Annotated in this window: 19 protein-coding genes and 1 pseudogene; 19 read left to right on the forward strand and 1 reads right to left on the reverse strand. The window is 41.0% G+C overall.

Annotated elements, in window-relative coordinates; all coding sequences use genetic code 11:
* The first annotated feature begins 1 nt into the window (after position 1).
* The 4 genes from C233_RS0111535 to C233_RS22670 are packed head-to-tail and all read left to right on the forward strand — an operon-like array spanning position 2 to position 9,829.
* Complete coding sequence (locus C233_RS0111535; protein ID WP_018667745.1) at positions 2-6,139, forward strand: DEAD/DEAH box helicase; 6,138 nt, start codon at positions 2-4, stop codon at positions 6,137-6,139.
* Positions 6,140-6,143: 4 nt separating this feature from the next.
* Positions 6,144-8,246, forward strand: a complete 2,103-nt coding sequence (locus C233_RS0111540) for a 3'-5' exonuclease (protein ID WP_025068753.1) — start codon at positions 6,144-6,146, stop codon at positions 8,244-8,246.
* Between the two features lie 19 nt (positions 8,247-8,265).
* Positions 8,266-8,802: a hypothetical protein gene (locus C233_RS0111545; RefSeq protein WP_128081908.1), complete on the forward strand. Its 537-nt coding sequence runs from the start codon at positions 8,266-8,268 to the stop codon at positions 8,800-8,802.
* 7 nt (positions 8,803-8,809) lie between these two features.
* Positions 8,810-9,829: a PGN_0703 family putative restriction endonuclease gene (locus tag C233_RS22670; protein ID WP_018667748.1), complete on the forward strand. Its 1,020-nt coding sequence runs from the start codon at positions 8,810-8,812 to the stop codon at positions 9,827-9,829.
* An 18-nt stretch (positions 9,830-9,847) separates the two neighbouring features.
* On the opposite strand, the gene C233_RS0111555 is transcribed toward C233_RS22670, so the two are convergent.
* Positions 9,848-10,480 (reverse strand): M23 family metallopeptidase, encoded by a 633-nt coding sequence (locus C233_RS0111555; protein WP_025068754.1) that lies wholly within the window; start codon positions 10,478-10,480, stop codon positions 9,848-9,850.
* 279 nt (positions 10,481-10,759) lie between these two features.
* On the opposite strand from C233_RS0111555, the gene C233_RS0111560 reads away from it, so the two are divergent.
* The 15 genes and pseudogenes from C233_RS0111560 to C233_RS0111630 form a co-directional block, all read left to right on the forward strand.
* Complete coding sequence (locus C233_RS0111560; protein WP_018667750.1) at positions 10,760-11,512, forward strand: DUF4099 domain-containing protein; 753 nt, start codon at positions 10,760-10,762, stop codon at positions 11,510-11,512.
* Positions 11,513-11,545: 33 nt separating this feature from the next.
* Complete coding sequence (locus C233_RS0111565) at positions 11,546-11,755, forward strand: hypothetical protein (protein WP_018667751.1); 210 nt, start codon at positions 11,546-11,548, stop codon at positions 11,753-11,755.
* Positions 11,756-11,779: 24 nt separating this feature from the next.
* On the forward strand, positions 11,780-13,417 hold the full coding sequence (locus C233_RS0111570; RefSeq protein WP_025068755.1) for a hypothetical protein: 1,638 nt from the start codon (positions 11,780-11,782) through the stop codon (positions 13,415-13,417).
* Positions 13,418-13,438: 21 nt separating this feature from the next.
* Positions 13,439-14,911, forward strand: coding sequence for a toprim domain-containing protein (locus C233_RS0111575; protein ID WP_018667753.1), 1,473 nt, complete (start codon positions 13,439-13,441; stop codon positions 14,909-14,911).
* A gap of 5 nt (positions 14,912-14,916) precedes the next feature.
* Entirely contained in the window at positions 14,917-15,408 is a 492-nt protein-coding gene (locus C233_RS0111580) for a PH domain-containing protein (RefSeq protein ID WP_018667754.1), read from the forward strand.
* Positions 15,389-16,144 carry a hypothetical protein gene (locus C233_RS0111585; RefSeq protein WP_018667755.1) on the forward strand — a complete coding sequence of 252 codons (756 nt, stop codon included), beginning with the start codon at positions 15,389-15,391 and terminating at the stop codon, positions 16,142-16,144. The genes C233_RS0111580 and C233_RS0111585 overlap by 20 nt, the downstream gene beginning before the upstream one ends.
* A 20-nt stretch (positions 16,145-16,164) precedes the next feature.
* Positions 16,165-16,866, forward strand: a complete 702-nt coding sequence (locus C233_RS0111590) for a hypothetical protein (protein WP_018667756.1) — start codon at positions 16,165-16,167, stop codon at positions 16,864-16,866.
* 54 nt (positions 16,867-16,920) lie between these two features.
* A complete protein-coding gene (locus C233_RS0111595) occupies positions 16,921-17,598 on the forward strand; it encodes a hypothetical protein (protein ID WP_018667757.1) in 678 nt (225 codons plus the stop codon).
* Between the two features lie 26 nt (positions 17,599-17,624).
* Positions 17,625-18,455, forward strand: a complete 831-nt coding sequence (locus C233_RS0111600) for a M23 family metallopeptidase (RefSeq protein ID WP_025068756.1) — start codon at positions 17,625-17,627, stop codon at positions 18,453-18,455.
* A gap of 23 nt (positions 18,456-18,478) precedes the next feature.
* A complete protein-coding gene (locus C233_RS0111605) occupies positions 18,479-18,760 on the forward strand; it encodes a hypothetical protein (protein WP_018452583.1) in 282 nt (93 codons plus the stop codon).
* Between the two features lie 38 nt (positions 18,761-18,798).
* Positions 18,799-20,187, forward strand: a complete 1,389-nt coding sequence (locus tag C233_RS0111610; protein WP_018667759.1) for a hypothetical protein — start codon at positions 18,799-18,801, stop codon at positions 20,185-20,187.
* Positions 20,188-20,214: 27 nt separating this feature from the next.
* On the forward strand, positions 20,215-22,650 hold the full coding sequence (locus C233_RS0111615) for a MutS N-terminal domain-containing protein (RefSeq protein WP_018667760.1): 2,436 nt from the start codon (positions 20,215-20,217) through the stop codon (positions 22,648-22,650).
* A 12-nt stretch (positions 22,651-22,662) separates the two neighbouring features.
* The gene (locus tag C233_RS0111620; RefSeq protein ID WP_018667761.1) at positions 22,663-24,243 is read left to right on the forward strand and encodes a glucosaminidase domain-containing protein; all 1,581 of its coding nucleotides are present in this window, start codon (positions 22,663-22,665) and stop codon (positions 24,241-24,243) included.
* Positions 24,244-24,279: 36 nt separating this feature from the next.
* On the forward strand, positions 24,280-24,894 hold the full coding sequence (locus C233_RS0111625; protein WP_025068757.1) for a hypothetical protein: 615 nt from the start codon (positions 24,280-24,282) through the stop codon (positions 24,892-24,894).
* A pseudogene (locus tag C233_RS0111630) lies at positions 24,894-25,268 on the forward strand (ArdC family protein); the annotation flags it as partial. The gene C233_RS0111625 and the pseudogene C233_RS0111630, both read left to right, overlap by 1 nt.
* Positions 25,269-25,461 lie beyond the last annotated feature (193 nt).

The raw sequence follows: 25,461 nt of genomic DNA on the forward strand, positions 1-25,461 counted from the left end.
TATGTTACCACTACAACAAGCACGCGAAGTACGTGACTCAGTCATCGAATATATAAAAGCTACATACCAATTCAAAGAAAAGGATGTAAGCGATGCGTTCTATCGCTTTATAGAGGATAAGAATGATGGATTGTTCAAAGGGCCTTTCGTCTCTTTGAAACCTCCTTTTGTGTCGGCTACAGAAGAGGAATGTGCCAATATTCCATTAGATATAACTCCTTCATTCCCTCCTTATAAGCATCAGTTACAGGCTTTTCGGCAACTTAGCATGAAGAACGGTCATAGGCCGGAACCCACACTTCTTACAACAGGTACGGGCTCTGGTAAGACAGAGTGCTTCTTGTATCCTATTCTGGATTACTGTTACCATTGTAATCAGTATGAACGCCAAATAGGTGTAAAGGTTATTATCATGTATCCGATGAATGCACTTGCCAGCGATCAGGCCAAACGTTTGGCCGAGACAATATGGAATGACCCTCGCCTCAAGGATAAAGTAACTGCCGGTCTTTTTGTGGGTGAAGGAATTGATGCGAAAGAATATCCACGCACAATGGGTTCTGACCATATTATTGAAAATCGGGATGCTATCCTCGATACGGTTCCGGATATTCTTCTCACTAACTTCAAAATGTTGGATTACGGACTTATGCGACAAAAATTCATGTCGTTATGGAAAGGGAATATCGAAACGGAACAGAAGGCTCTCCGATTCATTGTGCTCGATGAACTACATACATATGATGGAGCACAAGGTACTGATGTGGCGAATCTGATAAGAAGATTGAAATTAAAGCTCCATATTCCTAAAGGCTTATTATGCCCCATCGGTACATCTGCAACAATCGGCAGTGGTTCCGACAGCAAGGCATGTTTATGCGAGTACGCTATGAATGTGTTTGGAGAAACATTCCTTGAAGAAAATGTAATTGAGGAACATCGTATTGCCGTGGATGATTATGTAGATGTTGTTTCAAATGGCATTCCAGACGGAAAACTGATAAAAGAATGCGTATTCCAAAACGATGATACGGTCGACACTTATATCAGGCGTATATGTAAATACTGGTTGAAGAATAGTGAAGCCTCTCCTATTGAGGCTGGTATATCTCTTCGCAGAATGGGTATAGTAAGGGATCTTCTTTTTGTTCTTAAAGATGGAATTCTGTCTATTGATGAAATTCAAAATAAACTTGAAGATAATACTGAGTTTCGCAGACTTAGACAGCAACATAATGAAAAGACCTGTAAAATAGCGATAGAAAATCTTTTGGCTTTAATTGCCTATTCTAAACGTCTGTTGGCTAATGGGAAAACTATACCCTTAATGTATCTTCAAGTCCAGTTATGGCAACGTGAATTAAGTGGAATACTGCGCTATGTACAAAAAGAACCGGAGTTCGTCTGGAGGGGAAATTTGAATAAAGATGATGAGAGGATTGCTCTTCCAATGTATTTTTGCAGAGATTGTGGTGCAAGTGGCTGGATAAGTCGCAGGCTTGCTACCGATGACAGATATTGCTCTGATGTAAAAACCGTCAATACGGCTTTTGCAGAACGGGAAAAAGAGGTTTATCTGCTCAATACTGAGATGAAAAGACATGAGGCTGTGGATGACTATATTAGTGAGAATGCAGTTAATATTACAAAATATGTTAAACTAAAAGATCTTACTGAAGTAAGTCTCAGCGACAGTGACACCATACGGTTAAGAGTATGCAGCAAGACCACATCCAACAAAAACGGGAATCAAAAATTCACCCGAAATTGCCCCGAATGTAATGGCAGTGATACGATCTGTCAAATAGGTGGTAGAACATCAACCCTGTCCAGTGTGGCAATAAGTCAAGTTTTGTCAAGTGATTTTGATAATGCAAATGCCCAAGAACGTAAAATATTGGTATTTACCAATAGTGTACAGGATGCAGCATACCAGGCTGGTTTCTATGAAGCACGTACTTACCGTTTTCTGTTCCGGCAGTCTATGCAGAAATATATTAATACGCTCGAAAAGCCTGTAAATTTGATTGAGTTACAAAAAGGTTTTAAATCGTATTGGCATGCCCGATTAACAGATGACGAGTATTACAATCGTTTCTTACCGGCTGATTTGGCTAAACATATAGACCTTCGGAAGAATTATAGAACTGGAGGAGAAGGTAGCTATTTTATGGATAGCTTCAAAAAAGAGTTTGATTTGCGTGTGGACTGGGAGATTCTTAGTGAGTTTGGATTGACTGCTCAATTGGGTAGAACGCTTGAAAAAACAGGAGCTTCTGCTACCTATTTCAAAACTGAGATTTTGCGACATGTCTATCAGGCTATGGAGCATTGGTTAAAGGATAATAACATGGAAAATATCTGGAGCAATGAATCCGGATTCATCCATTTTGTATATGGCATATTGCAGAGAATGAGGACTCATGGTGCAGTTGACCATCCTTTCCTTGAAAAATACCGCAAGGAAAACCTTACACAATGGGCCTTGAACTGGAATCGGGATAACCGTCATTTCCTGAACAAGACTCTCGGTGGAAGTATGCAATTTCCGAAACTCGTTGGAGTTGTGCATACAGGCAAGAACCACGAGATGCTTGACATGGCAGTAATGCGTTCTGACAACAAAAATACCTGGTACAGCAATTATTCTTTCGAAGTCTTTAATGATCCATGGATAGCAAAAAACTCCTCTCTATTCAATGATTTTATGCGCAGATTGTTTGATGTCATGACTGAAGTTGGTTTGCTTAACAAAGAGGAACAAGGTGGAGGTAATTATGCTATAAATCCGGAGCATATATGGGTCAGTAAAAATGTGAAACATATACAATGCGACCTGTGTCAGTCCAGACTATGCGTCGCTGCTGAGGATGAATGGGCAGAAGGGACACATTGTCTGGATTATAAATGCAAGGGAACATATTCTGAGGAGATCAAACCTGAATTGAACTATTATCAGCAGGTCTATAATAGAAATATTTCACCACGTGTTCATGCACACGAACATACGGGATTGCTTGACCGACATGACAGAGAGGCTTTAGAAAAGGATTTCAAAGAACATCCGCACAGTAATTCGGTAAATGTCCTTTCTGCAACATCCACACTTGAGATGGGTATAGATATTGGTGATTTGAATGTAGTGGGCAATACGAACGTGCCACCTAAACCAAGTAATTTTTTACAACGTATCGGCCGAGCCGGACGTAAGGAAGGAGCTGCATTAGTATTGAATTATTGTCATGCATCCGAACCACATGATATGTATTATTATACCTATCCATTGGAGATGATGCAAGGAGAAATTAGTACGCCTGGATGTTTCCTCGAAGCAAAAGATATTCTTAGAAGACATTTCTTAGCATACTGCATTGATACGTGGACTTCAGCAGATGTGAACAATACATTGCCAGAAAAGATTCGTGAACTTCATTTACTGAATGATAACATATTCAATGACCCTACATTTGTTATCAATAGAATCATAGAATTTATTAAAAACCATAAGACCACATTACGTTCTGAATTCAATATTCAATATGAAGATAAAACTCAGGACGCACTTAAGAATTTGTTTGAGACATTGGATGATGGTACTTTCTATAATCGTATCATTTCGGATTTTGCTATGTTGTCAAACAAGCTTCATTTCCTTGGAAAAGAACTTGAACAATACAATGAACAGAAAAAACATATAGCTACAAATGATCCTGCATCAAAGCAGATAGAGGAATTAATTAAGGCTTCAAGAATACAATATCGCCAGATAATGAGTGATAGTGTCATTGAATTCATGACAAATATCGGCCTTCTGCCCAATTATGCTTTTCCTGAAACTGGGGTTAAGTTACATGCAAGCGTATATGCTTCAAGGGAGAAATGTGATAAAGAAGGAAATATAACTGAGCCAAGGACTTTTGAACTGACCCGGTCTGCATCTCAAGGAATTAAAGAATTAGCGCCTGGTAATCATTTTTATACTCAAAGATTTAATTTGAATGTCAGTGGCCTCAATACATTTGATTGGAAGGATTCTTTGACTGAAATAAAATTCTGTTCCAAGTGTGACTGTATTTCACTGAAAGGAGAAGACGGATTTAATCAGGCCACCTGTCCTAAGTGCGGTGATCCTTCGTGGGGTATAAACAAACATAATATATTGAAATTTACCGGCGCACGAAGTGTAATGTATAGCAATGATGCGGCATTGGATGATTCGAAGGAAGAAAGAGAAAGTGAAAACTACATTATAAAGCGTCATTATATATTCCATCATTTGGGAGCTACCACCTCCTACGCTATTAAAGGAGTTGGATTTGGTATTGAGTTCTGCAATAATATGGAACTCTATGAAGTGAATTATGGAATGAAGATGCAATCGGGAAGTAAAGTGGAAGTCAATAATGATGCCAATGTCTCTCAAAATGGCTTTATAACTTGCCGGTACTGTGGTAAATCTACGCCATTGATTAGTGGGACGTCAAATGATGAGCAACATTATAGATTCTGTACGCATAAAGACATTTCTTTTGCCGATGATACAAAAAACGAGGTTTTTGAAACTCTTTATCTTTATCGTCACATGCAAACTGAGGCCATCAAGATTCTGCTACCTATCCAGATAATGGATGCATCATCGGCTGTAGAGATGTTTAAGTCAGGTATTCAATTAGGGTTGAAAGCTTATTATAAATCGTCGCCTGAACATATCAGGATAGATTCATATTCAGAAATGAATCTGGCTACCATGAAGAAGGATTACTATCTGGTAATGTATGACACAATACCCGGTGGTACCGGTTACCTTTCAACACTTTATAATACAGAAGAATTTTCCAAATTGTTGCAGTATGCATACGATAAAATTCACGATTGTCAATGCCAATATGAAGGCAAAGACGGTTGCTATCATTGTATTCTTACATACGGAAACCAATACAATAGAGAGTTGTTCAGCAGAGAACAGGCTGAAGCTTTGTTTGAAAAACTCATAGAACATACAAAATCATGGGAAACGCTGCCGGGTTATGTAGGAACCATATCACAGACAGGCGTGGCGGAAGACAGTGAATTGGAATTGAAATTTATTGATTCCATTAAGACTGTAGCCCGCACCAATAAATGGAATTTTGAGAAAGTACCAGACGCTGACTCTTATCGCTATGAATTAAGAATTATGGATGGAGAAAATGATATTCGATATTATATCATTCCTCAGTTTGCACTTGGTGGTCACTATGGAGTAAAACATTATACCGTTGCAGATTTTCAGATTATTTGCATGTCTGCAAGAATTAACGGTAATGATTTTAAGGAGATTGATAAATTGCCTATGTGGGCTATATTTCTTGATGGTTACACCTATCATGCTCAGGCTCCGAACATGAGATTCTATGGCGATAAAGAAAAACGCGATGGAATACGTGATTCTAAAACGCATAGGATATTTTCATGGACGATGACATGGGAAGATATTCAGCTATTTGAAAATGACAAGGAGGATTCTTTGGGACTTAATTCAATTACCCGTTTAATTGAGTTCTTAAAAAATCCTCAGATGGGATATATCAGAGAAACCGCTTTTGGATGTATCGCCGATGCAGAAAACTTTATGGGACATGGAGGTGCACTTTATCAAGGTGAAATAACGATAGATGAAAGTTGCTATGACGAACTTACCGATTTCTCAACAGACGAGGAAGTTGCTGAAGAAATTGATAAGGGTATATCATATAACTGGAATCTGCAACAGATTTATCCGGATATTGATAAAGATGAATGGATCGGATTTTGGAGACGATATAATTTACTGCAATTCTTCTCTAATACAACAAAGGCTGAATCTATTACAGACACGGATATGGTTGCTGTCGACCGGGATGAGATAAAGATGTACTATCCTGGACTGGAACATATAGTAGATGTTCTATTAGACCATAATATTCCATTCGGATCAGACGGTGATGTGGATTTAACCGATTCTGACGGAATTGTTTTAGCTTCGGCCGGAATGATTATCCGTGATTTAAAGGTTGTAATTGACCCCGTTGATGACAACTCTGAATCGATCTTTGAAGCTGCTGGTTTTAAAATATTTACAGCAGAGAATTTTGATATTAATGAAATAAAAAACATATAAAATTATGAGACTGTTTTTATCAGACACTTGTTATGAATCACTTTTTGATTTGCCTAAAAGAATACAGACAAAGGTGGTCAATTTCCAGAAAAAATTCCGTGAATGCACAACTTCCAATGGTATGCACTTAGAGCCAATAGCACAGTTTAATGACAGCTCGATGCGAACAGCTCGTATTGATGACAATTACCGTGCTGTGATTGGAATTATTGATAATAATGCATATCTATTGTTTGTTGGTACGCATGAAGTTGCCTACAATTGGGGCATTAGAAAACGTCTGGTATGGAATGATCATACTCAAGCCTGTCAATTGGTTTCAGTTCAGCAAACAACTGAACCTATTGCAGAAAAGACTGAGACAGAATCTATGACGTCTTCAGATTCTGTATTTAAAGATATTTCGAAAGAACAAATATTAAAAATTGGAGTTCCAGAGGATTTAATTCCTACGGTAATGAAGATTACCTCTCTTGATGATTTGGACCCATTGGAGGATTGTTTACCATCTGATGCATACGAGAATATCTTTAATTTGCTGGATGGGGTATCCATTAATGACATAATAGCTGAAATAGAGGAAGGCCAGGTCAAAGAGAACGAAGACCAACTCCTCAGCAATAATAACAAACGTAGATTTGTTGAACTCACTGATGATGAAGCCCTTCAACGTATTCTTGATAATGATATGGAAAAATGGCAAATTTTCCTACACCCAAGTCAACAGAAGTTGGTGAATGCTGATTATAAAGGAACTATAAAAGTTAGCGGTGGTGCAGGAACAGGAAAAACCGTTGCTGCATTGCATCGACTTAAATTTTTGAGTGCCAATCCTAATGCAAAAATCCTTTTTACTACTTATACAAGAACACTTAAAGAAAACCTTGAGGACCTGATAAAAAAGATGGACATCAATCAAAACAGATGTACATTGAGTAATATTGACCAGGTATTAATTGAAATAGCCAAACAATACAAAATAAAGGACGGATATAAGGTTCTGGATTATTCCGGTAATGAAGAATCCATAAAATTATGGCGTGAGGTTCTTGAAACAGAAGTGACAGAATTTGATGAACAATTCTTGTATGATGAGTATATAGACGTTATTATCTATTTTGGAAATACTGATGCTAAGTCGTATATGATGCAACAGCGTGTAGGACGTACTAAAGCATTAAGTCGTAAACAAAGAATTGATATTTGGAAATTGGTTGAAAAGTATGTGGCACTAAAAAATGAAAGAAAAGTAGTTGACAGACTTGAGTTGTTTAATGAAACTACGAAATATCTTAACGACAATAATATTCGTCCTTATACGAATATTATTGCAGATGAGTTCCAGGATTTCTCAAATCCAGAACTTAAATTCTTACGTTCATTGGTAGCAGAAGGAAAAAATGACCTTTTCCTTACAGGTGATCCTATGCAACGAATATACAGTGGACGAAAGATCAATTTCAGTGCAGCCGGTATTAACGTGAGAGGTGTCAGAAGCCGAAGACTTAAGATTAATTATAGAACTACAGAACCTATAAAACGTGTCGCTGTAGGAGTGATAAAAGGCCAAGTATATGATGATATGGACGGCGGAACAGAGTCAATAAAAGGATATGTCTCTCTCATCCATGGAGGAGAAACACCATTATATAAAATTGTTGACAATGCAAACGATGAAGTCATGCAAATTGTAGAATGGGTGAACCAATGTACTCAGAATGATATTCTTTTAAAAGACATATGTATCGCTTCTCCAAGCATGGGATTGATGAAGGACTTACAATCACACTTGCATGTTAATGGTATTGCATATAAGGTCTTAAAAGGGACATCGAAAGTTGGATCTAACAATGGCATTTCACTTTGTACATTCCATTCACTTAAAGGACTTGAGTTTAAAGTTGTTATTTTAATGGGAGTAAATGAACGGAATATTCCATCAAAGGCGACAGACAGCTATCCTTTTAATGGAATGGATGTACTTGAGAAAAAAGAGTTTCTTTCATCTAAACGTTCATTATTATATGTAGCAATAACGAGAGCAAGACAACTCGTCTATATGGTTGGTTATGGTGAACCATGCGGTTTGCTTGAAAATATAAATTAAACTATTTAAAAGCAACGATATGAGTATGCTCGAAGATTTCAGACCACGTATTATAAATGTGACACGTAAGCCCTCAAAATGTCCTGTGTGTGGCAGTGAGATTATAGATATTATATATGGCACAGGAGAAATGACAGAAAGCGAATTCATGCTCAAATATCGTAAAAGCGCAATTATGGGCGGCGACAATATTCCTCGTCGCCCACCTATTTGGTGCTGTGCGTGCGGTTGTAAACGTTTCAGAAAAATAAATGAGGATGGAACAGATGCAATAATTAAAGTAAAGATGCTTAAAAACGTTCGTAAAGCACCTGCCTCTACAATTAACTGGAGTTCAAGAATGATTGAAAAAGCCTTAGAATATAAGAATATTTATACTATACATCACTACCATGCTGTAGTAATCACAGAACTTGGCGAACGTGAGACTCTTAACCTAACTGCTGTAAGTATTGATGATGCAAAAGAACTTGTAATGGATTTGGTGTCAAAGGGTCTGCTTGGACTTAATGGGCGTACTTGTATGACTATAGAATTAACAAAAGTAATCGGATAATTTGCAAATGGAAAAGACAATCAACGGAGTAAAGTACTATCTCCCCAGCAATCTAAATTTGGAACAAACAGATATTTATATCCACATCATAGACTGGAAACGTAAAAACATAACCACACAAAGAGGTTTATACAGAGGGCATGAATACGATGCAATTCTTCCTGTTGAAACCGCTTTTCCAGCAATGATGTATAAACCGATAATACCATTGTTAGAGAAAATGCAACAGAGTGACTTCGCTTACAAGCTCCATAAGTTTGCCTACCATGCCATAAGTTCTCAAACTGCATGTATCAACCTCTTCATGCCATTACTACTATCCGAAGATGCTAATCGTATACTACAGAAGATTCCTGGATGTCCTTCAGATTTCAATAAAATAGCAAGGAACAAGTTGTTCCACGGGTTCTGTTTTGAATATTGGGGCCAAGACATAAAATCAGGTAGTGGGGTATTGAATGACCATTCCAGAGGTGCCGGAACTGACGCAGATGTGGCCATTGCTTACTATAACATGGAAGACAAATTATGCTTATGGCTTATCGAACACAAACTTAGCGAAAAAGAATTTACAAAATGCGGAGCGTACACAAGTGAAGCAAACTCATACAAGGAGAATTGCACTCAATGTACACTCGTAGACATTGCCAATAGTCCTAAGAAATGCCATTACCACATAATCGGATATAAATACTGGAATATCTTAAAAATGAATCTGAATAGATTCCAAGGCTCAATAGATTTTACAGGTTGTCCATTCAAAGATGGTCTAAACCAACTATGGCGTAATCAGATGCTTGCATTTGCGTTGCAGGGAACTGGGGCATATCACGCAGTAACTTTCTCGGTATGCCATCATGCAAAAAACACGATGTTGGACAAGTCAATCAATAGATATAAGGCATTGACCTGCGGAGACCAAATGTTCAGTTCTTTCACCAACTATGACGTGTTGAACGCTGTAACTACGCAAGAATATGACTTACAAAAATGGGTACAATGGTATAAAGATATCTATTGCTTTTGATACCAGTACTCCACTTGCTTATAATTCATTCAAAGCTGCAACACAATTTTGTTGAGTGACTTCTATATACTTGAAAACTATCATTGGATCTATGCTATTTCCATAGAGTTTACAGGTTATATGAAGATGTTCTCCTGTACTGCGACCAGTACTTCCTGTAATTCCAACTGTATCCCCTGCCTTGACTGTCTGGCCTTGATAAGCAAAGGTGCGTGAAAGGTGGCAGTAGCTTACTGTAAAGCTACCGTGCTTGAGTGTTACATATTTACCTGAGACCCTATCCAGCCCGACCTTCACCACTTCACCGGCCAACATTGCAAAAACTCTTGACCTCCTTGCATGAAGATCCAAGCCATTATGGAATTTACGTTTCCCAGAAAAAGGGTCTTTCCGGTAGCCGTATGATGAATTGATTTTTATGTTCGACAACGGATAGCTAACGCTCATAAAACGTGCTTTCAGTTCTTTTATAGAATCATTCTTCAAAGAATCATTCAATATCAAACTGTCCACAAGAGAAGGATTTATCTCTTGCGGATTTTTTGTTTTGTTTGCTGGGTGATTATACAAACGTCCAACCGTATTAAACTGAGCTTTTATTGTGGTACCTGACATCAACGACAGAAGCACCATCATGAGTATATTTCTAATATTCATGAGGCAAAATTACATATCTCCATTACCATGAGTTGAAACTCATATACTGCAAGTAATTTTTCTAACTTTATTTATGCTAATAGTATGATTTTAATCGATAAATCATACTTCTTTCATAATGATATATAAAACTTAAGGTATGATATACCCATTCTTCTGATTCTCTAATCACACCTTTTATTTTTGTTTCTGAATTAACTATTAATAAAGTACTTCATAAGAAAATGAAATACTGTTATAGCAAAAATAATAACGCATTAAAAAAGGTAACAAATGATTTACAACTTTGATGAGAAAGAAATACCCTACGGCACTCTCGAACGTTTTGGACTCACACAGGAGATGATTGAGGATCTGCCGACTGATGTTTTGCAGAATATTCTCAATGGCCGGCATTCTCCAGTCTTACCTGTACACATCATTGCAGATGATGGTGAAGAAGTAAAGGCACGAACTCGATTCTGCCTTGTGAGAACGCCAGAAGGCAATGTAGATGTTCTCTTCTTTCCGAAGCTTGACGAGTATGATTTCAAAGTCTTCAATGAGCAGCAGAAGCAAAGTCTTCTTGCTGGCAAACCCATCATCGGACATTTGGAAAGTAACGAAACAGGCCACGAACTCGGCACCAAATGTTTCTTCCAACTTGACCAGGATAGCAAACAGGTACTGAGCGTGCCGACACCAGTCATAGGCAGGAACATTCAATACCTTACCGACCGCTATCATCTTACGAGTACTGAGATGCAGAAACTACAGAACGGAGAAATTCTCTCAATCATTGAAGACGATGAAGAGATTTCCATCGGTATCGATTTGAATTCAAATACGGGTATCCGTCTCGCTGCAGGTAATGAACAGGTCTGGCGCAGAGAAGCCAAACGGGAATGGGACAAATACAACTTCGGCATTTTCGGTTGTTGGACCATGGACGAAAATGGTAATCTTGACTATATCCATGAGGAGGACTACTCTGAAGAAATCTGGAATGAGCAGAAGAAACAAGGTATGCGTATGATGCAGCGATAAACCAAAATAACAACCATCAATAACAAATTCAATATGGCAAATATCAAATACTATCCAGAAGACGAGCTTGTGCAGAAAGTACAGAGTGGAGAATACGGTTGGCTCGATTACATCAATCACCACTCACCTGAATGGCAGGAAGAGTACACCGAATTCTGTAATGAAAGGAACCTTGTAGTCAATGAAGAATCTGCCGAAGATTTTATCGAATGGAAAGGCGAATTGATTGAAACAGGCGAATAATAAACATTTAAAATCAATCACAATATGTCAATCAGATCCAATGCACTACCAGTAGGTAGAGATTTATCACCTGAACTACAGGATATCCTCCGTCGCAATGGTATGCAAGCACATATCATCCGACAAGGTGAAAACTATCTTCTGGCGGTTCAAGGGCATGACTCACCTCTCCTAACCTATCATATCAGTGCCAGACAGATAAGAGACTTGGCAGATTGGGGTACAAACTCGGCTAACAAAAAAGCCTATAACACCTTTGCTGATTTAGTGAAGAAAGACTTCTATATGCCAAGAGACTTTGTCCATGCCCGTAATGCCAACGGTCGTGTGGCGATGGGACTTCACGGCTACCGGATTGGTGTTGGCGAATACGGCAGACTGCCGTGGGACAGACAACGTGCCTTTATGATGATGGACCCGTTTCATGGACGATTCTTAGGATGGACACTGCGCAATCAGGAAGGCTTCCACATGCGCCGTGTCGGTGGTGCCATGTTCCTGCAGGGAGTCCCTATGGTTCCGGAACGTCCTGATTGCAGAATCAAACCAGGTGAATTACTCAATGGAGGCTATGGTTTCTATTATAAAGGAGGACAGCAAAACATGGTACAACAACCTTCAGAGGATGTGCTCGCAGGATTGGAAGCAGTGATTCCACCTGTTGAAATACCTACCCGTCCACAGGAACCAGCAAAAACATACAAGGAACTTATCACCTCAGACGTATACTTCAGCAACGAAAAGTGGCAGAAATGTCTGTCTTCTCATGGAGTCATTATTGATGCCAACAGCAAGACCCTGACCATTCAGTCGGCTACTACCCAGCATGATCTTGTTTACGACCTGACGGATGAAGAAGTTACCCGGCTTACAGACAATTCTATCAAGAATGTGCCTGTACAGAACCGTCTGGACATCATCAACAACGTCATCAAAAATGATTTATCAGATAGATTGACGATAGACATGCTCAATTCAAGAGAGCAGATAGCCCTGAATCTTACTCCTGAAGTGGAAGCAGAACTGAATGCCAGACAAGAAGTAGTGGCAGAACATGCGTTTCCTCTTACTCAGGGAAATGAATATGTCATTGCGGAGCAGGAAGACCGAAGCGTAGCCCATGTGGATGGCAACAGCCTTTATGACATAAACCAAGATAAAGGTTGGTTTCGGGAAGGAAGAAACGGACGTGAGGTACAGGTGGACGACATCAGAGTTGAGCCTGTACGAAACGAGCAAGGAGAAATCCAGCAAGACGAAAAAGGCAATGCTATGTTCCGTATGACCGCTGTCATCAATGGTGAAAGCATCAGTCACGAGATAACCCAAAAGCAATATGACAAGTTCATGGCCGTAGATGACTATCATCGCATGAAACTCTTCTCTAAAATCTTTGACGAAGTGGACATGAAGAATGCACCAGGTCATGGGAAAAATATAGGTGCCATGATTGGAGGTGCCTTACTTGCAGGCTTTACTGTCATGCGAGAACTCGGAAGAGACCGTTATGCTCCGGCTGTGTTCGTTGAGCACCATCATGCACCTGGCCCGCACGTCTATTTCAAAGGAGGTGTTGATTCACCACAGGATCTTGCTTCAAGAGCATTTGATGCCGGACTCAATGCAGCTGAGCATGGAGTCGGCTTAGGACATGGCAGATAATATTAAATAACCATCTACACAATGAACGAAGAGCAGAAATTTGAAGACTATCGAAACCGTCTTAATATCAGAGACGTATTGACGGATGCAGGTTATACGCTTCACAAGCGGGACGGCTTGCGCTATCCTGCCTATGTGCGTCTGGATAATGATGGACGCAGAATCAGGGGTGACAAATTTATTGTCATGCCCAATAAGAACTGTTGTTTCCAACCTCCAACGATAAAACTGTATTCTGTCACATCCTTCATTTGGGAACATCCAAATCTCTTTCCTGAATACAATCAAGGAATGAAAGAGTCTGCTCTTGTTCACAAAGTCTGTCAGCGGCTATTGAATATTCCTGTGGAGCGACGTAACCAGAATGTGCTTGCTCCTACCCGTGATGCAAAGCTTTTCAATATCAAAGATTATAAGGTTGAGCGTTTTCATCCTGATGAAGCTGACTCTCAGAAACCTTTTTACGCTTTCTTCAAGTCAAGAGGAATCGATTTTGCTACACGTTGTGCTTTTCACCGCAACTTCTTTCTTGCTTCCAAGGCCGCAGACAATGGAGCAAGTTATAAGAACCTCTCTTTTCCCATGTATATACCGGGGCATCCTGAGAAATGTGTCGGTTTGGAAGAAAGAGGCTATCCACGTAAGGACGGCTCTGCACGAAAAGGTATGGCAGCCGGGACAAATGCAAGTGAAGGCCTGTGGATGGCAAGTCCGAAAGACACAGAACTGAAGGACGCGAAAGATGTATATGTGTTTGAGAGTGCTTACGATGCCATGGCATTCTACCAGTTGAGAATGAAGAAAGACTCCGGACTGGATTACAATGCAAGACAGAATCTGAAGTCAGCCGTATTTGTCTCTACCGGAGGAAATCCCAGCTACGGACAGATACTGGGAGTGGTCAAGGCTGCCCCCGGTGCGACGTTCCATCTTGGCTTTGACAATGACCTGGCGGGAAAACAGTTCGTCTTCAACTTTGAATCAATCGTACAAAAGATGAATCCGTTGCACCCTGAATCAGTCTCATCGGACATGAAAGGCTTCATTGAAAGTTTCAAGGAAGGTATCACATCTACCAAAGAGCTGCTTGACATTGACGATGACAGATATGCAGAACTCCCTGAAGGACTGCAGAAGCTTTACCTCGCTTATGACACAGCAAGAAATGAGGCATGGGAATACCATTATTCTCCCTTTCTGTGCAAGGAAGACAAGCAGGAAGCGGCTGACAGAATGAACAAAACCTATCAGGAGTTTAAAGAGGCCCTGTTTCAAAAGCTCCATGTTCAGGACGGACAAGACCTGAATCCAATAGGAATAGTACGTGAACTGCCGTCTGAAGGCTATAAGGATTTTAATGATGAACTGTTGGAAAAGAAACAATACTCAATGACCGATGTCGTTGAGACAGCCTTTGACGAAAATGGTGTTTCTCTCACTGAAGAGAGAGAAGAAGAAAATGAAGAAACCAAAAAGAGCGGACTAAAACGATAAATGATATGACAGACTCAAACAGACGGTTCAGCATAATCACATTGCACCCTCACTGGGCGCAATACATTATCTCACAAGGCATGGCATTTCTTATCAGTTGTGCCCTGTTCTTGGCAGCCGGTCACGAAAGCATCACCTATAAGATGCCTTTTGTGGTACTGGGGGCAATTATGACGTGCATCATGCTCTACGGTTGTCTTTATCTACACAAACTGAGCTATATCATCACATCCGAACAACTGATTATCCAACATGGTGTACTCATCAGAAAGAGTGACTACATTGAACTCTACAGGGTGGTTGACTTCAGTGAAAACCGTGGTATCGTGGAACAGCTGTTCGGATTGAAGACTGTCTCGATTTTCAGCGGAGATCGTTCCAATCCCAAACTTGACATATTTGGAATCAGGGAGCGGATTGATGTTGTAGGAATTATCCGTGAACGGGTTGAGTATAACAAACAAAGGAAAGGTATCTATGAAATCACGAACAGATAATATATCATCAGAAGCCAAGACTTCCAAAGGTATTGCTTACGACAGCAGATGGATGATTATCTCGGTCATTGCTCTGACCTTGTTTCTATTCTGTCTTGAAGGTCGTGCCCAATTGGTTTCCAGCAATCCGATGGAATATGTGGCCTTAGCCGAAGGTAATGAGCTTATCAACAGTCAGATCAAGAATCAGATTGAAGATCAGCAGAAGACGGCACTACTACAAAATACCATAGCAGCAGAATTTACTCAGATAAGGCAATGGGAGAGAAAGTACAACAGCTACCTGAAAACCGTGTCTGGCTATGCCTCCACACTTAAAGCATGCAGTCATCTCTATGACGACGGTGTAAGGATATTCATCAGTCTTTGTGATTTGAAGAAAGCCATATCACAAAACCCGCAAGGGATAATGGCCACAATGAGTATGAATAACCTTTATATCGAAACAGCGATTGAACTCATCACTGTATACAGCATCCTGAAAGATGCCGTAGCCAAAGGTGGAGCAAGCAATATGCTTACGGGTGCGGAACGCAGTAAGATTCTTTGGGAGTTGAATGACCGTCTGGCACAATTCAACAAAAGACTTTCACAGCTCTCCATCAGCATCCGTTATTACACAATGGCCGATGTATGGAACAGAGCCACTGCAGGAATGATAGACAGGAACACCGCTGAGATTGCCGGTCAAGCTTTGGACAGGTGGCATAGATGCGCACGAATAGTAACACCATAAAAGATTATCAGGATAACACAATGAAACGCTTATTGCTGTTTTTTGCCATGCTTATTTCTCTCACCCTCCCTTTTGAAAGGCTGGGTGGGAGTTTTCTCCGGGCTCAGGGCAACGACCCTGTTTTGGCTGGAATGATTCTGGCATACACAAATAAGGCAGAAAAAGAACTGAAGCAGCAGGAACAAATGATGCTTCTGGAATCTACAGGTCATCTGTGGATAAAGGAAGAAGCAAAAGGAGTAACTGACCTGCAAAAGGAGTTCAACTATTATTTGGATAACTTTCATAGCATCATCAGTTATGCGGCACAGATATATGGATTCTATCATGAAATAGACCGACTCGTGAAACACTTGGGAACTTTTAATGACCAGCTCCAGCACCAGGCCGGAAATGCCTTGGCAGTAGCATTGTCTTCGAACAGAAATAAAATCTATAGAGAACTTATCATGAATAGTGTTGATATAGTCAATGACATCCGGCAACTGTGCCTCTCCGATACCAAGATGACAGAGAAGGAACGACTGGAGATTCTCTTTTCCATCCGTCCGAAACTTAAATTCATGAATCAAAAGCTCAAAAGGCTTACGAGAGCAGTCAAATACACTTCACTATCAGATATATGGACTGAGATAGATTACAATGGCAGAAGTGAGGTGGACAAGCCCAATATTGTACAGAAATGCAAGGAAAGATGGAAGAGGAACGCAAAGCCAAAGTAAGTATTCAGGTATAAAGATAATTCAGGATAACAATTTAACAATCAAACTTTAAGTATGGGTTGGGGAGCATTATTGAAAGCAGCAGTCAGCTTAGGAGGAAGAGCTATAAAAGCTATAGCTAAATCGGCAGGGGGTGCAGTAGTACATCCACAGCAAACGCTAAAAGGATTAGGAAGTGCCACCAAGTCTGCGGCCATAGGTGGAAGCCTGGGCTACATCGGTTGGGAAAAACTGACTACAGACAAAAGCGTAGTGGGTATTGTCAGCGATGCTGTCATTGGCGAAGAAACGACACAAAAGATTGGAGATACAGTTTCGAATATAGGTGAAGGTATGAAAGAGGTGAAAGACTCTGTAACTGGTCTCACTGAAAATTTCAATGATGCCATCACCAGTGCAGACAGCAAATGGAGCGGTATGAGCAAGTTCCTACAAGGTATTTTCTCCGGGAACGGTGGAAACATGATGGGGAACTTTTTCAGCAATGTAGGCAAAGGGAATGTCTCCGGTCTGAGTCTCATCGGACTTGTAGTGGCTGCACTACTTGTTTTCGGAAGATTCGGATGGATGGGTAAGATAGCTGGAGCTGTGCTTGCCATGATGATGATAGGAAACAATGTAAATATGAACGAGGCACTAGCCAGTGAGAAGAAACGACCTGCTGCACAAAGTCAAGACGAAAGTCAACAGTCGGAGGTTGCTCAAGGCACTGGTGGCGGCAGACGAAGATAATAGTAAAATTTATAAACAGATATAATATGCAATATACACAGGAAATGATTCTTCATTCGGACAGTGGATACTGTATGCCCTACGAAGAAAAAGGCCGTGACGTACAGATGAGTCTTGGCTACGGTAAACAGAAACATCCGCATACAGGGGAACCTTTTTTTCATCATGGTGTGGATTTCAAGGCCAACCATTATCTTCTTTCAGCAGTTGCAACAGGAAAGATCACTGGACTTGGGAATGATGCCGTACATGGTATCTATCAGGTGACACGCTATGGAGACTACGAGGTAAAATACGCACACCTCTCGAACGTTTTTAGCAACTACGGAAGTGAAGTCAAGGCCGGTCAGGTTATTGCCGTAAGTGGGGAAATACTCCACATGGAGGTCAAGTATAAAGGAGAAGAGCTCAATCCTCTGGAGTTCCTGACCATGATATACAGTAACTTGAAAGTCATGGAACAAAATGGGCAACCAGGTGCGGTACCACAATTTGTGACACTGGATATGGATGTCAGAACCATGTATGACAAAGACAGCAAGGAGATAGAGAATCTGATGATGCGTTTTTTTCCGGACTACATGAAAGACATCAGTCTTGGAGCCTACACGTTGCCGGAACATACACAGTTCACTTTGAGAAATATTCTCTCACTGTCGGCTACAAAAAATTACTTCTATGAAACCATCCCTAGTATGGCCAATCCATTGGGTATGAGCGCACGAAGTATACCGATTGCAGAACGGGTACAGAATCTGCTTATCGGTGATTTCCTGAACTATCTTGCCCTGCGTCATCAGATATTCCTTTCCAGTTTAAGTGATCACGAAAAAAAAAAGCACATGAACTGGCCATAGCAACCAGTGGACTTATTGATCCATTGGCAGAGCTCGATATTGATGTTCAAAGCTTCGATATTCCCCGTATGGTGAGCGTGTATCCGGATAAGTCCGGTATCAGATGGTGGACAAAAGCATGGTTCAATGGTAGTGAGAAAGGAGAAGCTGCGATAGAGATTGAACGTGAGCTGGCAATCAAGTTTATCAATGAAAACATTGAAAAGGATGAATGGCTGGAAGAATATTTCCCGAAACAGATGGAAGTATACCACAATGCCATAGAACAGACACGCGAACAATTACTCAACCAGATAAATCTATAAAGGGCATATAAATTATCAATCATATAAAACAGCAACTCATGGCAGAGTCAGAACAAGATAGAATATTCAAGACAAAGGTCATTCCAATCATGAACAAGGTCCGGAATGAACTGCAAGATAAGATGGCAGCAGAGCTTAAAGAGCACACCTCATCATTTGCAGGATTGATGGCCAGTACCATTGGTCCTGATGGTGGAATGTCTGCCAGACAGGCACAGATGCAGTCTTTGCGTTACACAGGTGAATGGAATTCGAAAACAGCAGAAGATTATATTAAAATGGTCAAGAAAGAACTTCAACGCCAGCACATCACCGTTGATTCCGCCATGGAGAAAAAGATGATAGACAAGATGATTCAGGATAAGATTCCACGCTCATCCATTGAATATATCTTAAAGAAGGCAGCAACTAACACCATCTTTTATCTCCCCCAGGAAGTTGCAAAATCACCATTAGAACATCATATGGATACAGAAGCCGAAAAGAGATACAACCCATCTGAATGGGAAAAGAACACAGGTATAATTCTCGGATCCGTAACCGATCTCGCATGTATGGGTGGAGCAGGTAGCGGTTGGAAAACAGCGGCCACATGGGTCGGCGGTGACTTTCTGTTATCTAAATTCTCTGACAAACAGGAAGACCGTTCAGACATACCTTCAATAGTGCGACTGGGATGTGAGGAACAGTACAGACAAGACCAAGAGAAAATGAAAAAGCAGTCAGAAGAAAAGCCACAGACTAAGACTTCATCAGCAGAGACTGCACCGGAACAAGAAGAAGCGGTCGAAGAGGAACAACCAACAGAAGAACAGACCTCCCCGAAGCCGGAACAGACCAATATGGACGGATGGCAAGAGTTGCTGACCTCTTTCGGACTTAATGGCATTAGCGACATTGGACACAATATCGGATATGTACTGGCTATGCTGCCTGATATGCTTGTAGGACTCTTCACGGGAAAAACAAAGTCAATCAATCTGAAGGACAATATGATGCCTATTGCCAGTATCGTTACAGGCATGTTCGTCAAGAATCCAATCCTGAAAATGATACTTATCGGTATGGGAGGACTCAATCTGCTGAACAAGGCCGGGCATGAGACTTTGGATGATTTCAAAGCACATCAGCACCCTGAAGCAGGAAACAGCCCAGTGAATTATCGGGTTTATCCTGATGAACCGCTCAATCCACGGATTGTCAATCCTCAGATTAGGTCCAACTGTCTGATTACTACAATAGACAAGGTTCCTTGCAGCATCACTTTGCCGGATAAAGTTGTGGATGCTTATCAGCAGGGAGCTTTACCTCTCAACACACTTGCAAATGCAATACTGGCCAAGAATGACCAGATGCGTAAGATTGCTTCTGAAAACTACGAAGCAAGCGAACTGCAAACAGTAGCAAGACCACTTGCACAAAGATAAAAGGATAACAATATAATAATCAGACTTATGGAAGAGAAGAACCAACAAGAGAAAATGGCAATAGTACGTCAGGTTGAGCTGTTTGAGAATGCTTTCAATAAAGCCAAAGAAAATGGAGGAATGTGGCTTGACAACGATGGTCGCAAAGCACCGAAACTATATCTGAAGCCTTTGCAGATTTCTGCTTTCAATGCTATCATATTGGGAATGCACAGCGACCAGAATGGATACAAAACAAATCAATATACGCTTTTTTCTGAAGCAAAGAAACGCGGTGAATCTGTCCAGACCAAAGAAAAGGGAGTACCTTTTCTCTGGTATAATTGGAATGAGTATGTAAACAAACATAATCCTGAAGAGAAAATCAGCCGCTCAGACTATCAAGCACTGCCAGCTGACAAGCAGGAGGATTATAAAGGAATCAGGAACCGTGAAGTCCGCTCACTTTTCAATATCGAGCAGACCACACTCCCTATGGTTGATAAAACTACATTTGATACAGTAGTAAAAGAGACCGGTCCTCTGAAAGACCGTACAGATATAGAGTCAGCTTCGAATGAAATCCGTCAGGGTGTCGAAAATCTTCTGGAACAGTCACGAAAAAATCTGGTTGATATACGCACTGATACTACAGGTGTAGCGCATTACGACAGCAAGAAGGATATTGTCTTCCTGCCACCTGCTTCATCTTATGAATATTATGAAGACTATGCCCGAGATGCAGTATCCATGCTTATATCTGCAACAGGACACCAACAGAGACTGGCACGTGAAGGCATGGTAGTCAAGAACGGAAAGATTTCAGAGGATGCCATGAAACAGGAAAGACTGGTAGTTGAAGTCGCTTCAGCTGTTAAGCTGCAGGAATTGGGTATCTCTGCTAAACTGTCTCCTGACAGCATGAAGATGACCGATTATTGGATCAGAGAGCTGAAAGAAGACCCGCATTTACCGGATATTCTGGAAAGGGATGTAAACAACGCTATAGATATGATTCACAAGGCTGAACGTGGTGAGAAAGTAGAGCTCAACAACAGAGTCCTACAGAATCAGATAGCAGATATTAAGCACATTCTTCCCAAACACTATTATGTAGCCGATGAAATCAAGACATTGCCCAACATAGATACAAAAGAGTTCGTGGTTGTAAAAGAGCCGGAACAGAAGATGGCTGATGTGGTTCTCCCTTCTGGAGCTTCATTAGGAGTCGAGAATGAGATTCCTGGAATGAACAAAGGCCGTATCGAACATGCACTTCAAAAAGAGGGATATGAAACGGTTACATTCTACAACATAGATGGTTCTATGAGGTATCGTCCCGATGACAGTTTTTTTGACGGTAAGGAGGTGTCCGTAAACCGCATGAATAAGTGGAATCTGGAGACCCTTACACTACTTGATGTGTCTGATGCCATCAGACGTTCTGGCGCAATAGACTTTGAAAAGATACTCATGTTGCGTAATGACGAAGGGAAATGGGCATTCTATCTGAAGCCCGAAAATGAAAAGAGCTTCAGCGTTTACCCCGAGAAGGCAGATCTGAACCTTTTCTTTACCACTATAAAGCAAGGTGACGAAGAAGCTTCAGAAAAAGTACGTCAGGATATGGCCCAGAAATACTATATGGCTGCCCAAAACAATCCGGACATTAAAGTTGACCTCTTCAAAAGCGATGCGACAGCAGAAGAACTCGCAAGGATAGAACGTGTGAACATCTTTAAAACTAAGGGTTCGGAGAGCCAACCCAGTGTGATATTGTGTATGCCCACAGTCAACGGTGAAAAATTGAAGGCTCGTGAAATTAGTCCACAACAATGGCAACGTATGTGGCTGGCAGAAGATATGCAAGATTACAAGAAACATCTTGCAGCAAGTCTTTTTGCCGATGTGCTCCGTAAGGACCGTACAGATGCTGTTGCAGTAGGTACGGATAAATCAGAACAGGAGGCTCAGTCAAAGAGTCCCAATCAGCAAACGGAAGTATATGAGGAACAGACCGAAGAGAAGAGCAGACAGAGTGAATCTCATGGGCCATCCGAATCTAAGGGCAATAAGAGCAAGGATGAAAGTCACAAGACAGAAACAAAGGTAACCACCGAACTCTCTCCGATGCTGAAGCAATTCTATGAATTAAAATCGAAGCATCCTGATGCAATTTTGCTCTTCAGATGTGGAGACTTCTATGAAACTTACAGCAACGATGCAGAGAAAGCAGCCAAAATACTTGGAATCACGCTCAGCAAAAGCAATCACACAAAAGATGCTGAAGGAAAACCTCTTATGATAGCAGGGTTTCCTCACCATGCGCTCGATGTTTACCTACCTAAACTGATCCGTGCCGGTGAACGAATTGCCATCTGTGACCAATTGGAAACTCCCAGGCAAGAAAAAGACGTTACTGAAAAACAGAAAAATGAACCCGACAATCAGGAAGAGAGCAAGGTTTCAAGAATGCACAGATAACATGTAACCGCAATGTCAAAGAATCAAGAATATATCCAACAATATGCAGAGTATGCCATGGAACAGATGCGCAGATATGGCATACCTGCCTCTGTCACGCTTGCACAGGGTATCTGCGAAAGTGCCAGTGGCCAGAGTGAACTGTCCCGTAAGGGAAACAACCATTTTGGGATCAAAGCCACCTCCAGCTGGATTGAGAATGGAGGCAAATATCTTGTATATACCGATGACCGTCCAAACGAAAAGTTTTGCCAGTATGCGAATGTTGGAGATTCCTATGAGCATCATTCTCAGTTCCTGAAAAGGAACGGAAGATACGCAGAGCTGTTCCAACTCTCTCCTGATGACTACAAAGGATGGACAAACGGATTACAGGATGCAGGATATGCGTCAAGCAAACAATACGCAGCAACCCTTCAGAATATTATCGAGAAGAACGGATTGCAAAAATATGACCAGATGGTAATGCAGGAGATGAAGGCAGAGGGTAAATCCTTTGGAACAACTGATAATCCCCGTCAAGCCACATCAGATGATGTTTCCGTGCAGGATACTGAAGAAAAGAAATATTCCTTCCCGTTAAAAAGAGATGAATTTATACTGGTTACTTCTCCCTTTGGTACAAGAAAGGATCCTTTGGACGCAAGTAAGTCCCAGTTGCATAAAGGGATTGACATCCAGACAAATCATGAGGCCGTTCTTGCTACTGAAGATAAGGGAAAAGTTGTCAATGTGAACAGCAATGCCAATACAAACGGAGGACGATCTGTGACTGTTGAGTACAACAGAAACGATGGCAGCATATATCAATGTACCTACATGCATCTGGACAGTATATCCGTCAAGGTCGGTGATGAAGTTGCTGCCGGACAGAAGCTTGGCATTTCAGGAAACACCGGGTATCGGACTACCGGCGAACATCTTCATTTTGGAGTAAAATCTATATCCACAGATGGAACAAAAAGAGATATTGACCCGGCTGCATATCTTGCTGAGATCGCACAAAAAGGGAACATCTCATTACAGGTTCTCAGTAACGGAAAAGATCTGACTGCGCAATACAAGAGTGCGAGTAAATCCGATGCCAATGTGCAGCCAGATACAGCCATGAGTCCGGATGAGTGGATGAAGAAAATTCTGTCCTCTGAAGACAGTGGGGTAAATATGCCTATAGCAGATCCTGTAATAGAGATAGCCATGACTATGTTCACCTCACTCATGGCTCTTGCCCTCCAGATAGACAAGTCAAGTGAGGAGGAAAAGATGCAGAAGGCCACTGATGCAGCTGTCAGTAAAAGCATAGACCTTACTCCTATCCTCCCATCCTATAAGACCTGCACCATAAGCCTGCAGGATGGTAAACCCAATCTGTACGCAGACAATGGAGTTGTACAGCTCAACAGAGAACTGAATAATGCAGAAATTACCAAGATCCAACAGACGCTTGGCAGTACCATGATGAACGATGACGAGAAACGACGAAGCATCGCCTCTGTTATCAACTCTGCCGTGGTCACGCTGCAGATGTCACAAAACTACCAAAATAATCTGGAGAACCAACAAAGCAGACAGGAGTCTGTACAATTGAAATAATTTGCTTTTTAATTATAACAATCAATTCGTTTTATTATGATTAAATGTAATGTAACCGTGTGCGGCACCGTTTCTCGCCAGGCACAAATGCGTGCTAACAAAGAAGGTACGCAGTTCGTATCATTCGGTATCAATATCGTTATTCCGGCAAAATCAGGAATTAACAAGACAGTTGAAATCAGTGTGGCCAAGACCTGCAACAACCTATCTGAGTTACCAACAATTCAAGTTGGGACTCGCATTGAAGTAGCCGGCATTCTAATGTTTCACAAAAAGGGAGAAACATTATACCTTAACCTGTCTGCAACTGGCATTAACACATTCAATGCAGGCAATAACGACGGCATTAACGGTACAATGGAGTTCAGAGGTACTTTAGGCAAACAAATTGAGGACAAGACAACTAAAAGTGGTAAGTCCTTTACGGTGTTTTCCGCTTATAGTAGCGAAAAGGATGGAGATAATTACACCTATACTTGGGTACGCTTTATGCAATTCAACAAAAGAAAAGAAGCATGGATGCAACCCAAAGCCGGAATCAATACTAAGGGGGATTTGGAATTAGGTGTGTACAATAACAGACTTGACCTTACATGCCGCATAAGCGAATGCTCTCTTTGGGAGAAAAGCTCTAACTCTTACCAACACTAATGATTATGACAGGTAAAAAGATTTATAATTCAGATGGCCGTAGCAGTGAAGATAAGGCCTTGAACAAATTCGCAGAGATGATGATTGAGAAAATCAAGAGATTGCAGAATGACTGGAAGAAGCCTTGGTTTACAGATAAATCCATCTCCTGGCCGAGAAATCTTTCTGGCCGCGAATACAACGGAATGAATGCACTCTTACTCATGATGCACTGTGAGAAACAGGGATATAAACTACCTGTATTTTGTACTTTTGACCGTGTAGCCGGTCTGAACTATACCAAAGACAAGCAGGGAGTCCGTCAGCAGATAAAGGATAACAATGGGCAGGAATTGCCAAAGGTTTCCATTCTGAAAGGAGAAAAGAGTTTCCCGGGTGCGCCCATAAAGGTTGCATGTTAAATATCTCTTTGGCAAGAGATTAGGTCTGATTCCGATGACCTACTTCCAGCCGACTTAACCTAAGAGGAAACTCAAGGGAGACTGTAGCATGTCGGAGACGCGGCAAAGCAACTAACTGCCATGTTGTATTAGTACCGCAAGGAAGAAAGATAGATATAAGGATAAA

Source organism: Bacteroides gallinarum DSM 18171 = JCM 13658 (assembly GCF_000374365.1).
GTDB classification, from domain to species: Bacteria; Bacteroidota; Bacteroidia; order Bacteroidales; family Bacteroidaceae; genus Bacteroides; species Bacteroides gallinarum.

Excerpts from the sequence above, each read along its gene's own strand:
- C233_RS0111600 (WP_025068756.1), top strand. The coding sequence starts at position 17,625 with ATGCAATATACACAGGAAATGATTCTTCATTCGGACAGTGGATACTGT.
- C233_RS0111590 (WP_018667756.1), top strand. The coding sequence starts at position 16,165 with ATGAAACGCTTATTGCTGTTTTTTGCCATGCTTATTTCTCTCACCCTC.
- C233_RS0111625 (WP_025068757.1), top strand. The coding sequence starts at position 24,280 with ATGATTAAATGTAATGTAACCGTGTGCGGCACCGTTTCTCGCCAGGCA.
- C233_RS22670 (WP_018667748.1), top strand. The coding sequence starts at position 8,810 with ATGGAAAAGACAATCAACGGAGTAAAGTACTATCTCCCCAGCAATCTA.
- C233_RS0111620 (WP_018667761.1), top strand. The coding sequence starts at position 22,663 with ATGTCAAAGAATCAAGAATATATCCAACAATATGCAGAGTATGCCATG.
- C233_RS0111560 (WP_018667750.1), top strand. The coding sequence starts at position 10,760 with ATGATTTACAACTTTGATGAGAAAGAAATACCCTACGGCACTCTCGAA.
- C233_RS0111565 (WP_018667751.1), top strand. The coding sequence starts at position 11,546 with ATGGCAAATATCAAATACTATCCAGAAGACGAGCTTGTGCAGAAAGTA.
- C233_RS0111610 (WP_018667759.1), top strand. The coding sequence starts at position 18,799 with ATGGCAGAGTCAGAACAAGATAGAATATTCAAGACAAAGGTCATTCCA.
- C233_RS0111545 (WP_128081908.1), top strand. The coding sequence starts at position 8,266 with ATGAGTATGCTCGAAGATTTCAGACCACGTATTATAAATGTGACACGT.
- C233_RS0111580 (WP_018667754.1), top strand. The coding sequence starts at position 14,917 with ATGACAGACTCAAACAGACGGTTCAGCATAATCACATTGCACCCTCAC.
- C233_RS0111595 (WP_018667757.1), top strand. The coding sequence starts at position 16,921 with ATGGGTTGGGGAGCATTATTGAAAGCAGCAGTCAGCTTAGGAGGAAGA.
- C233_RS0111575 (WP_018667753.1), top strand. The coding sequence starts at position 13,439 with ATGAACGAAGAGCAGAAATTTGAAGACTATCGAAACCGTCTTAATATC.
- C233_RS0111540 (WP_025068753.1), top strand. The coding sequence starts at position 6,144 with ATGAGACTGTTTTTATCAGACACTTGTTATGAATCACTTTTTGATTTG.
- C233_RS0111615 (WP_018667760.1), top strand. The coding sequence starts at position 20,215 with ATGGAAGAGAAGAACCAACAAGAGAAAATGGCAATAGTACGTCAGGTT.
- C233_RS0111585 (WP_018667755.1), top strand. The coding sequence starts at position 15,389 with ATGAAATCACGAACAGATAATATATCATCAGAAGCCAAGACTTCCAAA.
- C233_RS0111535 (WP_018667745.1), top strand. The coding sequence starts at position 2 with ATGTTACCACTACAACAAGCACGCGAAGTACGTGACTCAGTCATCGAA.
- C233_RS0111570 (WP_025068755.1), top strand. The coding sequence starts at position 11,780 with ATGTCAATCAGATCCAATGCACTACCAGTAGGTAGAGATTTATCACCT.